Source organism: Diaphorobacter sp. LI3, assembly GCF_022807955.1.
Lineage (GTDB): Bacteria > Pseudomonadota > Gammaproteobacteria > Burkholderiales > Burkholderiaceae_C > Diaphorobacter > Diaphorobacter nitroreducens.
This window is the reverse complement of record NZ_CP094346.1, coordinates 1,998,618-2,012,931: the sequence shown is the minus strand read 5'-3', so window position 1 is coordinate 2,012,931 and position 14,314 is coordinate 1,998,618. Positions and strand designations below refer to the sequence as shown.

Annotated in this window: 13 protein-coding genes; 10 read left to right on the top strand and 3 right to left on the bottom strand. The window is 54.3% G+C overall.

Going from position 1 to position 14,314, the window contains the following annotated elements; all coding sequences use genetic code 11:
* Positions 1-204: 204 nt before the first annotated feature.
* From MRB47_RS09355 to MRB47_RS09340, 4 genes are all read left to right on the top strand, one after another.
* Positions 205-1,179, top strand: a complete 975-nt coding sequence (locus MRB47_RS09355) for a DNA-methyltransferase (protein WP_210434046.1) — start codon at positions 205-207, stop codon at positions 1,177-1,179.
* Positions 1,176-1,640 (top strand): BglII/BstYI family type II restriction endonuclease, encoded by a 465-nt coding sequence (locus tag MRB47_RS09350; RefSeq protein WP_103739051.1) that lies wholly within the window; start codon positions 1,176-1,178, stop codon positions 1,638-1,640. The genes MRB47_RS09355 and MRB47_RS09350 overlap by 4 nt, the downstream gene beginning before the upstream one ends.
* Before the next feature lie 114 nt (positions 1,641-1,754).
* Entirely contained in the window at positions 1,755-2,978 is a 1,224-nt protein-coding gene (locus MRB47_RS09345; protein WP_252102540.1) for a hypothetical protein, read from the top strand.
* A gap of 86 nt (positions 2,979-3,064) precedes the next feature.
* Positions 3,065-3,742, top strand: a complete 678-nt coding sequence (locus MRB47_RS09340; protein WP_252102539.1) for a hypothetical protein — start codon at positions 3,065-3,067, stop codon at positions 3,740-3,742.
* Positions 3,743-3,745: 3 nt separating this feature from the next.
* Here the strand turns inward: MRB47_RS09340 and MRB47_RS09335 are convergent, their stop codons facing one another.
* Positions 3,746-4,765, bottom strand: a complete 1,020-nt coding sequence (locus MRB47_RS09335; protein WP_252100635.1) for an IS30 family transposase — start codon at positions 4,763-4,765, stop codon at positions 3,746-3,748.
* 82 nt (positions 4,766-4,847) lie between these two features.
* On the opposite strand from MRB47_RS09335, the gene MRB47_RS09330 reads away from it, so the two are divergent.
* A complete protein-coding gene (locus MRB47_RS09330; protein WP_252102538.1) occupies positions 4,848-6,008 on the top strand; it encodes a DEAD/DEAH box helicase in 1,161 nt (386 codons plus the stop codon).
* 1 nt (position 6,009) lies between these two features.
* Positions 6,010-6,843, top strand: coding sequence for a DUF3883 domain-containing protein (locus MRB47_RS09325; protein WP_252102537.1), 834 nt, complete (start codon positions 6,010-6,012; stop codon positions 6,841-6,843).
* An 80-nt stretch (positions 6,844-6,923) separates the two neighbouring features.
* Here the strand turns inward: MRB47_RS09325 and MRB47_RS09320 are convergent, their stop codons facing one another.
* Positions 6,924-7,526, bottom strand: a complete 603-nt coding sequence (locus MRB47_RS09320; RefSeq protein WP_252102536.1) for a recombinase family protein — start codon at positions 7,524-7,526, stop codon at positions 6,924-6,926.
* Positions 7,527-8,108: 582 nt separating this feature from the next.
* On the opposite strand from MRB47_RS09320, the gene MRB47_RS09315 reads away from it, so the two are divergent.
* The 4 genes from MRB47_RS09315 to MRB47_RS09300 all read left to right on the top strand — a co-directional run bounded on the left by MRB47_RS09315 (position 8,109) and on the right by MRB47_RS09300 (position 12,838).
* A complete protein-coding gene (locus MRB47_RS09315) occupies positions 8,109-8,468 on the top strand; it encodes a helix-turn-helix domain-containing protein (RefSeq protein ID WP_252102535.1) in 360 nt (119 codons plus the stop codon).
* 4 nt (positions 8,469-8,472) lie between these two features.
* Complete coding sequence (locus MRB47_RS09310; protein WP_252102534.1) at positions 8,473-10,239, top strand: DUF927 domain-containing protein; 1,767 nt, start codon at positions 8,473-8,475, stop codon at positions 10,237-10,239.
* Positions 10,240-10,404: 165 nt separating this feature from the next.
* Positions 10,405-11,424 (top strand): IS30 family transposase, encoded by a 1,020-nt coding sequence (locus MRB47_RS09305; RefSeq protein ID WP_252100635.1) that lies wholly within the window; start codon positions 10,405-10,407, stop codon positions 11,422-11,424.
* A gap of 88 nt (positions 11,425-11,512) precedes the next feature.
* Positions 11,513-12,838 (top strand): phage/plasmid replication protein, II/X family, encoded by a 1,326-nt coding sequence (locus MRB47_RS09300; protein ID WP_252102533.1) that lies wholly within the window; start codon positions 11,513-11,515, stop codon positions 12,836-12,838.
* Between the two features lie 288 nt (positions 12,839-13,126).
* Here the strand turns inward: MRB47_RS09300 and MRB47_RS09295 are convergent, their stop codons facing one another.
* Positions 13,127-14,266, bottom strand: coding sequence for an Ig-like domain-containing protein (locus MRB47_RS09295; RefSeq protein WP_252102532.1), 1,140 nt, complete (start codon positions 14,264-14,266; stop codon positions 13,127-13,129).
* Positions 14,267-14,314 lie beyond the last annotated feature (48 nt).

The following is a 14,314-nucleotide window of genomic DNA, read 5'->3' as shown; positions in this document are numbered from 1 at the left end:
TTCAGCCAGTACCGCGTAGTGCAAAGAAGCAATGTAGCGCTTGGGCGAGGTCTTGTCTCCCGTATGCTGACACCACAGCAAATAGATCTACAATGCTTTGAAGTTATGAATTTTCAGCCGAAGTGCCTCCAATATAGACGCCGACAGAACCTGACCTGCTTAATTGAAAAAGTTGAGCATATAGGAAATGATTGTTAGAAAATTATGAAAAGTAGTCAGGCAAGCCGCCTCAATTCGAGATTTGATCTATTTGAAAATTCCATCGAGGAATCAGTTTCCACCACGCCAAAAAAGTTAGTAATCGCCCAAAATACCAAAAAAAGAAGTGATGCTTCGGTCGTATCTTTAAATTTGGAAGATGCGAATATTTCCTGTCAAGACAATATGGCCTTCATGCGCACACTCGCCGACGAGAGCATGAATTTAATTGTTACATCACCTCCGTACAACATTGGAAAAGAATACGAGTCAAAACAACCGCTTACGGCATACATCGAAAATCAACGCGAGACAATTGGAGAGGCGGTTCGCCTGTTGAGTAAGACCGGATCAATTTGCTGGCAAGTCGGAAACTACGTAGACGGCAACGAAATTTACCCTCTAGATATCCTGCTGTACCCACTCTTTAAATCTCATGGCCTCAAGCTCCGAAACCGCATTGTTTGGAGCTTTGGACATGGCCTACATTGTCAAAATAGATTTTCAGGACGCCACGAGACAGTCCTTTGGTTTACAAAGAGCGATGACTATATTTTCAACCTCGATGAGGTGCGTATTCCGTCGAAGTATCCAAACAAAAAACACTTCAAAGGACCAAATAAAGGCCAGCTCTCTGGCAACCCACTCGGGAAGAATCCAGCAGACGTATGGGACATTCCAAATGTCAAAGCAAATCACGTTGAAAAGCTTGACCATCCGTGCCAATTTCCAGTAGGGTTAGTTGAACGCTTGGTGCTTGCTCTTACCAACAAGGGGGATACGGTGCTTGATCCGTATTTGGGCGTTGGCAGCAGTGCAATTGCTGCTCTGATGCACAAAAGAAAAGCATATGGCTGCGATATTCTTCCAGAGTACATAAATATTGCTAAGGAGCGAATCCTACAACTACAGGCTGGCAAGCTACGTGTTCGTCCCATGAATAAGCCAGTTTATGAGCCTACGTTAAGAGAGACTACATGAATTTCATCGAGGGGTATTCACATCGCAACGGGAATGTCGAATGGGAGAAGCGAGAGCTTGATGAGTGGCTAACCGATGCCTTTAACGCTCCCGCTATCAGACTGGAGGCTCACGCGACGCCCGCCATTCGAGAGCACATTCGAAGTGAGCTGACCAAAGAAGGTTGGTCTGAAGAGCTCTATATCGCACCCAATCTGGCCGGCGCTACGATTTTCAGCCGGAGAGGCGATCTTGCGATTCAATTGCAGACTGGAAATATCAGTCGGGTCTTTTACGATCTTTTGAAGCTGCAATACCTCTTCAATAGTAACAAGATCGAGGCGGCAGCTCTGGCTGTGCCGACGCGCAGCGGCGCCAGTCTACTTGGTAGCAATATTGCGAATTTCGAGCGGCTATGTGGTGAACTCGAACTATACGATCGTATCATTACGGTTCCAATTCTTGTAGTAGCTTTCGAGTAGGAAAAAATGGTCTATAAAATACGCGTTATTCCAAAGCATGAGCGCATCGAACAGATTTCTAGCTGCTGCTCTGCGACGACAGATCGTGCAGCGTTTTACGAGTACCAAAACTCTGTGCAGCAGCTGCCAGTAATCCGAGTCCCGATTGAACTGCCGATTTATCGCATGGCGAACGGGCGAACACGCACCGAGCAGCTAAAATACATCCGACTACATCAATGTAGTGCCACCTTTTTTTCCAACGGACAGGAAAACCAAGATGCGCAGCAGGCGCAGCATGAATTGCTGGATGCGTTCTCAAAGGAGGGGACGACTTCAATTATGCCGATCGCCAAGGTGCTGGAGGAAGGAAAACAGACTGAACCCATCTTAATCACCAGCTCAGGTGTTGTTGTCAATGGCAACCGTCGCTTATCGGCTATGCGTGAATTATATGCAGCGGGCGACAGCAAGTACTCCGAATTTACCCATATAAATTGCATGGTGCTTCCGGCATCGGCTTCAGACAAAGAAATTAAGGAAATAGAAGTTCGGTTGCAGATGCAACCAGAAACTAAGCTCGCCTACACGTGGGTAAACGAGGCCTTAACGATTAAGGATCTCATGCAGAGCGGATTCACGCGCGATGAGATCACGCGCGACATGCGCAAGGATATTCGAGAAGTGATGGCTATGCTGCAGGCGCTTGGCCACGCCGAGGTATATTTAAAAGACTGGAGAGGTCAGCCGGAAGATTATGAGCTAGTCGAGCGTGGTAAGCAATTATTCGGCGACATGGCTCGGGATCTGAAAGATAAAGTGGGTGAACACCTTGAAATCAGCCGGCGTATCGCGTTCTTGATTCAGGACAACTCCAGCAGCCTAGGGACTCGCGCATATGCATTCAACTTCAGCTTCGGCAAGAAGGCGCCTGATGTTGCCGAGGCGCTAGCTAGTAGGCTCGGAGTCGATCTAAACCAACCGCCCCCTCCCAGCAGCGATAAGGATGAGCAACTCGCAATCGATATTGATGACGAAAGTGAAGGCTCCAGCTATAAGCCGTTGATCGACGTTATGGATGATCAGTCGCGACGGGAGGAAGTCACTCAGGAATTGATCGCAGTGTGCGAGAGCATTCGCGCTTCTGAACAGGATCAGAAGCGTGGTCAGGCAGCCCTGAAAGCCGTCAAGGATGCGAACACCAAACTTCTGGAGGTAGATTTTTCTAATGCTGACCCAGATACTTATGGTGCTATTGACGCCCAACTTGAAAGCATCCTACTCACTACACAAAAGTTGAAGGCCGAGATAGCTCGCATGCGTGCTGGCGCACGCACTTCCACTGCACCAGGGATATAACGCCCATGGCCCAAAGCAAGCTTGAAATCTCAATTTCATACCGTGCGGGCCCGGTGCGGGGAGCCTTCACAATGCAAGAGAAGGGTATGACCGCGATCTGGGATCGTATCGTTCAGCGAGCGTTGGCGATCGAAACGGACTGCGATATCGGCCCCAATCATCTCGACCTGCCATGGGCAAGCTTGCTGTCATTGCTGCGCGAATTTGCACCACTACAGCGCGCTGAGAATTTTGCATTTCGGCCACTCGGTGAGGCTCAGGAGCGTGTTGCCCAATTCCTGCGGGAATATAAAGCTGTGCAGGCTGGCAGAGGCACCTTGACTCTCACGCTGACGCCGCAGGAAATTGCCGACCGCCTCGCGACCCTAGGCTTCAGTCCGGCTAAACGAAAGCTCACGGATTTTCAGCTTCGCGACCTTGCGCACCTGCTGGCGCTCGGTAATGGTGCCAACTTTTCTGTTCCTGGTGCAGGGAAGACCACCGTGACGTTCGCGCTGCATTTGTTGACACGTCAGCCGAATCAGCATCTCTTCGTTGTCGCCCCCAAAAATGCCTTCCTTGCCTGGCAGGAAGTTGTGCGCGACTGTATGGAAGCGGATGCCCCCGAGCACGGCACAGAGCCGTTCACCCTGCTTTCAACGGGGGTTGAAACGATCGGCTCGCTGTTGAACAGTGGTGCCACACGCTTCCTCATCAGCTATGACCAGTTGGTGCGCATTTCTAGCCTGGCGGTCTCAAATCTGAAGTGCAACACCGCTGGTTGATATTCAATGAATGGTAGCGGAGCTTTTCTCGGCGATAGCCGCCATGAATCGCTGAAAAGCCTGGTAGGGAGAATCCCAGCCGAGAGTCTGACGAGGACGGTTGTTCATCAGATCGGCCATGGAGTCCAGCGCATCCTGGTCATGCATGCTCAGGTCTGTGCCCTTGGGCATGAACTGGCGCAGCAGCCCATTCGTGTTCTCACAACTGCCTTTTTGCCAAGGGCTGTGCGGATCACAAAAGTACACCCGCATGCCAAGGGCTTGGGCGAGTTCCTTGTGCCGGGCCATCTCCTTGCCCTGGTCGTAGGTGAGCGTCTGGCGCATCGGCTGTGCGATCTGGCGCAGCTTGTTGGTGAACGCGGCCAGCGCACTGTCTGCGGATGCGTCAGGCATCTTGCACAGCAGCACCAAGCGCGTTGAGCGCTCTACCAGCACACCCACCGCCGATTGGTTGCCAGCACCCTTGATCAGATCCCCCTCCCAATGCCCCGGGATCACGCGATCATTGACCTCGGGTGGGCGAACATGGATAGAGACCATGTCTGGAATCTGACCACGCCGATCAGAGCCTGCTGAACGCGGGCGGCGTGTACTCTTGCCTTGGCGCAGCAGTGCGATGAGCTGGCGGCGCAACTCACCGCGTGGGTATGCATAGATGGCGGTGTAGATGCTCTCGTGCGAGGCATGCATGGTTGGGTCCTGGGGATACATGCGCTGGAGTGTGCGTGCAATCTGCTGGGGCGACCACAGCCAGCACAGCATGGTGGTCACAAGAGTCCACAACGCCCCGCAGCTGTGCAGCTTGGGGTATGGCTTGGCCTGAATGCGCCGCAGCTGGCACAGACGCTGCGCAGGCGCGCTGGCGTAACCGCCGTGGCAGGCGTTGCGCCGCAACTCACGGCTGATGGTGCTGGGGCTGCGGCCTTGAAGGCGGGCTATGGCCCTGATGCTCCAGCCCTGCTGGCGCAGCGATGCCAGCGTCACTCTGTCTTCTGGCTGCAAGTGCTCGTATCTCGTTCCCATTTGCGTACATTACCCTTGGTGAGGGTGTTGCACTTCAGATTTGAGACCGCCCCTCATAAGTTCGCACCTCTCGCGCCATCCCGTGCACCTTATTCTTGACGAATCACACCGAATGAAAGCGGGGATGGGCTCGCAGCGAGGTTCAATTTTATTAAATATCTCTTCGTTGCCGGTAAGGCGCGACATATTGAGCGGCACCCCTATGCCGCAGGCTCCATCCGATCTTCAATCGCAGCTCGACTTTCTTTGGCCCGGTTCCGGTTTGGGTCTAAAGATCGGACAAGGCTCACAACCCCGCCAGGTATTAGGGAACTTGTATGTCCGAACTACAAAAGAAGAACTCGGACTCAAAAAGCCTAAGCGTCACTTCATCCATTCCGAGATGAACCCGGGTCAACAAGCCCTGTACGCGATAGTGCGTAGCGAAGCGCTCAAGCAGTTCAGTTCACTAAAGACAGAAAGCCGCTTCGACGTGTATAAGGCGCGGCGGTCAGTAATGACGTTACTTCAGTTATCCGTCAATCCGGTGGTGGCTTTGCGCTCAATGTCAGAGGATGGCAACCTTAAAACAATCAATTCGGGAATCCTTGACAAGGTGATTGAAGAGGGGCCATCGCGTAAGATGCGAGATGTAGTCGCCCTTGCGCGTACGTTAGCGCGAAATGGCCGCAAGAGCGTAATCTGGACGATTTTTACAGACACGATCCTGCAGCTTGAAGTGATGCTCGCCGATCTAAATCCAGTGAGTTTGTACGGTGCAATACCAACAGGCGAAGAAGAAGGAGCCGATACGCGTGAAAATCGGATAAAGCGGTTTCACGAGGATGCCGCTTGCTCAGTCATTATTGCCAATCCTGCCGCCGCGGGCGAGGGCATCAGTCTTCACAAAGTTTGCCATGACGCAATCTATCTAGATCGAAGCTATAACACGACGCACTATCTTCAATCGATCGATCGTATTCATCGACTTGGCCTACCGCCAGATGTCGAAACCAATATTCATATTTTCCAAACGGTTGCCCCGAAAGGCATTGGCAGCATAGACTACTCTGTCAGCCGCCGCCTTGCGAACAAACTCCGCAATCTTCAGCAATTGCTAGATGACCCTGATCTTCACGAAATCGCGCTAGATGAAGAGAATTCAGTAGACCCTGTCAACTACGGTATTGAGCTTGCAGATCTCGTCGATTTAATCGCCGAACTTGAAGGACGCGAACCGCAGTTCGTAGACGAGGAGCCATAAAGTGGCTGAGGCGAGCAATGAACCGCTTCTAACGATGAGCGCATTTTGGGGTTTGGTTGCCCTCCGTCGATACGCGGCAATTCACCCGAATGTTCCCATTCCCGAGGCGGCACATGCCGTGCGTCGACTATCCGCCGACGATGCTCATCATGACTACGGGGCGGCGACAACTTTATACACACTCATTCCTAACGAATATACCCATGAGCATATTGCTCCCCTGTTTCGGGAGACCATCTCCAGCGTCGTCAAACGGCATCGACCATGGTGGACAAGGCTTGCCCCACTAGGTCGAGAGCGACTCAGGGCAGCATTGAATCCGAACGAAGCGCAATGCTTCGAGGCGGCTGGCTTGTTCGTTGATATGCCGACGGCCGAAGTCCTTGCGTGGTGGGACGGACTAGCACAGGTCGCACGCGCTAGAGAGAACGACAGTAAACTTCAGCAAGGCCGGGAAGCCGAGCAATTGACGCTAGCGTTTGAACGCAAACGCCTTGCGCGTCTAGGTATTGAACGGCATCCAAAATGGATAGCTATCGAAGATAACACGGCCGGATATGACGTTCAGTCGTATGACACTGGCTTGACCGAACCAGTGAGTAAACTCATTGAAGTGAAGTCATGTAGCCGCGAATTAGTTCAAATTTTTATTACACGCAACGAATGGGAAACTGCGATCAGCAGTGCGCCACACTATCAATTCCATGTGTGGCTGCTGCCTGAAAAAAAATTAATCGAGCTTTCTGTAAATGATATTGCACCCCACATTCCGCAAAATCAAGGCCATGGAATTTGGCAAAGCGTCGGCGTAACGCTCCATCAGGAATTCCCATAAGCTGGATAGCAGCTTATTTATGCAATATCGATTTTCCTTTCAATTAATTCAAAAATATTGTTCAAGGCGTACGCAAAAAATCACTCAAATTTTAGATATTGATAAACACTGGCCCTAGATATCTTGAGTGCTTTGGCTATTTGTATCTTCGGCATACCGCTTGCGGACATTTCCTGCAGTCTGACTATCGAAGACTCATCCAAGACCGGCTTTCTCCCTTTGTAGACGCCATTGCTCTTGGCAATAGCGATGCCCTCTCGCTGGCGCTCCCGGATCAGTGCTCGCTCAAATTCCCCCACGGCTCCGAGCATCTGCAACAGCAGCTTGGCATAAGCTGCCGTATGGCCACCGCCATTACTTCCTGGCCGCTCGAATTTCAGGTTCTCCTTGCAGAACTCCACAGCCACCCCGCGCGCCGTCAACAATTCCACCACTTCCTGCAAATCTTTCAATGACCGGGACAGGCGATCCATGCTGTGGACATACACATGATCCCCTTCGCGCACATGGCTAAGCATTGCCTGCAATTGCGGCCTATGCACATCTTTGCCGCTGGCCTTGTCCGTGAATATTTTGTCCAGCACCAGCCCATCTAGCTGGCGCGCATCATTCTGATCCACACTGGATACCCGGACATAGCCGATTTTTTGTCCGGTGGTGGATATCTGCTGTTTCGTCGTCATGGCTGGCTCTTTCTATTAAACATGTCTTAATAGAATTTAAGAGGTAATTTGGAATCTGTCAATATATTCCAAAACCACTCTAGATTGACACAAAAAGAGCCACCGCGATTTGTACAAATAGCGTGTACTTCAAATAGACAGCAGATTACTGCGCGTCGCCATCCGCCGCTGGAAATAACTATCAGCAAAAATCACTCCAGAAGCTACCAAAACGGCTTTTGAGCGGCTTTCTTATTTGGCTTGATGCAGAGTGGCGTCATCACGTGTCGCGCTGTTCTGGTGTCTGTCGGCGAGACTCTGAAAAGAGCCAGCAATCGCTAGCGTTACAAGCTTGCGCTTATGGCTTGTCACGTTGTCACGTGCTCTGCGGCACAAACACCATCAGCCACATCCCGGACAGCACGAAGAAAACCGCCAGCACACCCTCGAATCGCTGTCAAAAAAGTAGAGGGTGGCTACTTTTTTTGAGAATTTTGCTGACCTGCGCGACCATGCGAACCAGCAGAAACCGAAGCCAAGAGTAGAGGCACAAGACTAGGGCTCTCCGCTTATCGCAGCGTCCATGCTGAGACAAACGGAGGGGTGCTGCTTCGGCCCGGCTCTTCAAGCCCCTGCTTCAACAATAACAACCCAAGCGGTAAACAAACGTTCAAGCGGCATCGACAGATGCCATGTATTAATTTTGAACGGGCGCGCAATCGCGCAAATAACGTGACTCAAAAATCCACTGAAGGACTGGTTGTCCCTGGAAAACTATGGTCTGACGCAGACTTGACGGCACTTTTGAAAATCCACCCCAGAACGCCCGCGCAGTGGCGCTATTTGGGCAAATTCAAGAAAGAGCTTCCCTACATCAAGATTGGTAAAACGGTGCGCTACACCGATGAGGTAGTGGCCAAGTTCCTTCAATCCCATATGAGCATGATCGTCGCGAAGGATTAAGGCCATGAACCAGACAGCCAAAGCAGACGATCACAACAAGAAGGAAGCCGCTACCCCTGCGGCTAAAAGCAAACCGAAAAAGCAAAAGCCCTCGTCCAAGCCCGCCGCTACCAGGCTGAGCCCCGATTTGCCGAAGAACCTGCTCTCGGTCAACCAAGTAGTGAATGACAAGGGGGAGTTGTCGGGACAATTGCTGGTAAAGGCGACGGACAAACGCGGCAATGAGGTCCACGCCACCCTGGATGTAAAAGAACTGGCACTTGGCCGTTGCGAGGGGTTGGCGCATTTCGCCGTACGCGCCGGAATGTCCAGCTTCATGTCGCCGAAGGGGCTGCGCACCATGGCGGCGATCCTGCCAGAGTCTGCGGACAAGGAGGTGTACGTCGCCCGCCGCGAAGGCTTTCACAGCCTGCAGTTGCAAGGCCAGCGCTATGGCTTCTACGTTATGCACGAGAAGCCCTACTTCTTTGGCCACAAGCCGCCTTTGTCCGTTGTAGTGATCAATGAGGCGGGCGGCATTGACCCACCGTCCGGAGACCTCGCCAGTTGGCAGAAAGCCATTGGCATCCATCTGCCGGGCAACCCCTACATGCTGGTATCGGTGCTGGCCGCACTGTCTCCAGCGCTGGCCCGCGCGCTGGGACTGCAGATCCTCATCTTGATGATCGTGGCCCCAAGCAGCATGGGCAAGACCACGCTGCAGCAGGCGGGCCGCAGTGTCCGTGAGCGCGCGGACAAGATCGACGACGCATCGGGCACCACCAATGGCCTGCGCGTGAAGATGGAGCAGCACCCGGACGCGCCCGTATTCTTCCAAGACGTTCACAAAGCGGAAGACATGAAGGGGCTGATGGGACTCTGCTTCCTGGTTGCCAATGGCGGGCAGCGCCTAACCAGCACGGCCAACCAGAAAGTCCAGGCAGGCGATGAACTGTCATGCGGTGTGAGCTTTTCGTCGGAAATGTCGTTCATGGAAATGTTCGGCGACTCCAAGATGAGCTTGCCGGAGGGCTTCTCCGCTCGTTGCTTCGAGTTGGTACTGCAGGGGCCGAACGGTGCCTTTCACACTCTGCCAGAGGGCATGCAGGCGCATGAATTTGCGAATCAACTCAAGCGAGCGTGTGGGGAGCACTACGGTGCGCCCTGGGCCGAGTGGATCGCCGCCATTGCCAAGCAGCCTCCCGGCAAAATTCGCGCCTGGCTTCCCCAGAAGCTGAAGGAAGCAGAGACCGGGCTGCTGGAAGGCTTGGACATTAAAGATCGGGTCACGCTGCGCCTAGTCAGCGGATTGGCGGTCTGGGTCGTGACGGGCTGGTTGGCAATCAATCTCAAGGTGCTCAAACTCAAGCCTGAGGTGGTGCTCAAGGCCGTGCGCCTGGTTCTGCGTGAGCATGCCGCTCGCCAAGCCCACCACACCACGCCCATCGGCGAAAAAGTGATCACGACCGTCCGTGACTTCATCGACCGCAATGCCAACCGTTTCCCGGCCCTTGCCATGTTCGGACGCTCGGATCAAAGCAATGTCATGGGCTACACCAAAGGCAGCGGCGGTGAGATGGTTTATCTGCTCTTGCCTGGGGTGCTGGAGGCCCTTCTGACCGAGAAATTCGGCCTCCAGATGGCGTTGCAGAAGCTGTATGAAGCGGGCTATTTGGTGAAAAACAGCGAGGGCTGGCAAATGCAAGTACGACTGCCCATGGAAGAAAAGCTGCGTAAACGCTTTTATGCGATCCGTGCCTCTGTCCGCTTTGACGGTGAAACGGCGGACTAGGCTTGTCACGTTGTCACGTCCATTTGGAGAGACAAGCCACAACTCAGAGCCTGCGCAAGAGTGCGTGAAAAGGCTGGAATACAGACCCCGGATCACTCTTGCCGCTGATCACCGGGCGGTCTCAAATCTGAAGTGCAACACCCTCACCAAGGGTAATGTACGCAAATGGGAACGAGATACGAGCACTTGCAGCCAGAAGACAGAGTGACGCTGGCATCGCTGCGCCAGCAGGGCTGGAGCATCAGGGCCATAGCCCGCCTTCAAGGCCGCAGCCCCAGCACCATCAGCCGTGAGTTGCGGCGCAACGCCTGCCACGGCGGTTACGCCAGCGCGCCTGCGCAGCGTCTGTGCCAGCTGCGGCGCATTCAGGCCAAGCCATACCCCAAGCTGCACAGCTGCGGGGCGTTGTGGACTCTTGTGACCACCATGCTGTGCTGGCTGTGGTCGCCCCAGCAGATTGCACGCACACTCCAGCGCATGTATCCCCAGGACCCAACCATGCATGCCTCGCACGAGAGCATCTACACCGCCATCTATGCATACCCACGCGGTGAGTTGCGCCGCCAGCTCATCGCACTGCTGCGCCAAGGCAAGAGTACACGCCGCCCGCGTTCAGCAGGCTCTGATCGGCGTGGTCAGATTCCAGACATGGTCTCTATCCATGTTCGCCCACCCGAGGTCAATGATCGCGTGATCCCGGGGCATTGGGAGGGGGATCTGATCAAGGGTGCTGGCAACCAATCGGCGGTGGGTGTGCTGGTAGAGCGCTCAACGCGCTTGGTGCTGCTGTGCAAGATGCCTGACGCATCCGCAGACAGTGCGCTGGCCGCGTTCACCAACAAGCTGCGCCAGATCGCACAGCCGATGCGCCAGACGCTCACCTACGACCAGGGCAAGGAGATGGCCCGGCACAAGGAACTCGCCCAAGCCCTTGGCATGCGGGTGTACTTTTGTGATCCGCACAGCCCTTGGCAAAAAGGCAGTTGTGAGAACACGAATGGGCTGCTGCGCCAGTTCATGCCCAAGGGCACAGACCTGAGCATGCATGACCAGGATGCGCTGGACTCCATGGCCGATCTGATGAACAACCGTCCTCGTCAGACTCTCGGCTGGGATTCTCCCTACCAGGCTTTTCAGCGATTCATGGCGGCTATCGCCGAGAAAAGCTCCGCTACCATTCATTGAATATCAACCAGCGGTGTTGCACTTCAGATTTGAGACCGCCCCGTAATACGCAACAAACCACGAATACATTCAATTTTGGAAAACGATGATGAAATCCTCAAAACGTCTTCGTAAACACGAGCCCATCCCCATCAGTAACTCCCTCTGGTCTTCCAATGCACAAGCGCCAGCAAAACGCGCATCGGTGACTGTTGGCCGTGCCCACAAGCTCACCGTGCCCAAACGGGCAGTGCCAGAGCACCTGGCCACGCTGGTGAAGCCGAGCATGCGCTTTCCGCTGGCAACCACGGTGCTCAAACCGGCGTTGGACTGGAAACCGTTCTTTTCATGTCTGATTGATACCGTTGCGGTACTCATTGATGTGGGCCACAAGTCCCTCCGGAAGATTGCGCAGAACAACCCAAACATCACTTGGCACGGCAACTACCAGCTTCAAGTCCACTCGCCGTTCTCTGCCACGATCAAGGCCCGTGTTTTCAGCCGTGAAAAAGGCACCAAGCTGATGATCGAGGCATCCATTCCCAAGTTCTTGACCGGCCAGAACATTGTTGGTGTGGAAGCGCTATTCGAGCCCTGTAAACAACTGATATTTGCTGTCCTTGAGCAGATGAGAATCGAGCCCACGGCAGCAGAACGCCGCAAAATCAATCGCGGGAAGTTCGAGATGAAGCGCGTGGACTATGCCCTGCATTGCGCCTGCGGGACACCCGAGCGCGCAGCCGCTCTCATTGCAGCCATTCGCAGCCTGATGTACGCAAAAGCTAAGGACCCCGGTTCGTACGGTGATGAAACCGTCTATGCTGGCCAGCACAGTAACCGTTGGACGTTCAGGATCTATCGCAAGGATTTTGAGATCAAGAAGCGCGGCCGTGGCCTGCCCGCTAATGTCTACGGTCGGGACTATCTGATTGCCAAAGTCCAAAACTGTGCGCGCATGGAACTCGTGTTGCGCGCACCTGAACTCAAGCGCCTTGGCCTGAATGACCCGCTGGCATGGAACGTTGAAGCTGCCCGCCAGCGGATGCAAGTGTGGATCGACCGCCTCTCCACCGCAGGCGGTGTGGTGCCCAACATTGAGCACCTCGGCAAACTCACAAGCGTTCAACAAATGAAATTGCTCTTGTGGCTTGGCGGGCATCGGACGGTATTCACTGATAGTCACAGCACGTTTGCGGCCACGCACAAAACCATCTTGGCGAAAACCGGCATTGATATTCGTGGAGAGCCCAGCGTCGAACTTCAGCGCCGTGCAATGAAAACCATTCGTGAGGTTTTGATCCACGGTACCGGCTTCAAAAGCTACGCCCACAAATGGGATGCCCTTTGCAAAGGAGCTGACACCGGAAACGCAAAAGTCAATAAACAAGCAACGACACGTTCAACGCTCCGGTCACCGCCAAATATCACAATATGAAATCAATTTAAACGCGATTTGGCGCGCTTTCGATGGTTGGCGCTGGAGAGCCACACGCCACCATCGAAATTCGCTCAAAACGGCCAATTTGACGATCTCCGGTACCGTCTCTCACACCAAATTCAGTCATTGACCGCCACAATCAGCGCGAGTCGCATCTCACGCTCTCAATCACTAAACTTGACGGTTTCGACTGCAACGGTGATTGCTGAAACAGCGACCGTAACCGCTGGTCATTGCCGCAAAAAAACTTGCAAATCATCCGCCAGCGATAGGGGGCCGCTAGCTTTATTGCGTCAGCATTGCTCCATACTGCCCCGCGAACGACTGTCCCTGTCGCACCGCATCCAGCAGTTGCACCACTCCGGCATTGCCGCGCTTGCCGATCCAAGCAGCCACTTCCGCACGTGCTTGGCAGTACGTCTTGAAGAACACATCTTCCGGCCCCGTGTAAGCAACCCAATCTGTCTCCAGATCGAGCTTGCGCAGATCGTCGATGCCCTTGCCTGTGACGTTCGTACAGATCGGCTCACCAGCGATATAGGTCGCCAGACCCTCATCGAACCAGGCTGGCACGTGCTTGCCACCAGTGCGCGTTGCCACCTCCACATGCGAGAACTCATGGGCCAGCACATAAGGGTTCTGCGTCCAGTTCGGTGACGTGAGCACCACAGTCATGCGCGGCGCCACATACTGGCCCGCATACGTGTTCGGGTACAGCGTGACATTACGCCGACGAGGTCCGGCGAAGTAGTCTGCGCAGCTTCCTGACTGGCACACCAGCACATCCGGCTGAGCCGATTGCAATTGGCCGTAGACCTTGCGATCCATCTCCAGGGCTGCCTGGATGCCATTGACGATCCCTGGCCAGAGATTCTTGGCAACGGCGGGCTCAACGAACACATTGCCACAGGCAGCCACCAACGCCGCGCCATTGAACGACGGAGGGGTGTTGGCCGTGCCACCAGGGCATGCCAGCGCTTTCACTGTGAAACTCGTTAGGGCCGTTGGTCCGGTGAACACTGTTCCGGCTGCATCTTTCGTCGCTGTCGCGTCCACCGTAGCCGTGCACTGCGCATTGGCGGCAACTCCTGGAGCATCTGGCTTGAATGTTGCCACGGCGCCGGAGACAGTGGTCTTGCCCGCCACGGCCACCCCATCGCAGACCAATTTGATACCGGCAGCAGCCAGGGCCTTGCTAGCCGTGAACTGCACCGCAGGCACATAGTCTGCACCAGTGGTTCCGTTGGCCGGTGCAATGGCCGGAGCAGCCGCCAGTGTGAGAGCCACAGGCGTGGTCGGTGCGCTGTTGTCACCGCCCCCACCACCACCGCAGGCGGACAACGCCGCAATAAAAGTGACTGACAGCAAAGACGCAGGGATGGTTCGTCGGAAGATAGGCATGACAAAGCTGTGTTGATGTTTCATGGTGATTGGCGTGGTGCAGGAATTTATAGATCGGCGCAGGGCCGCGTG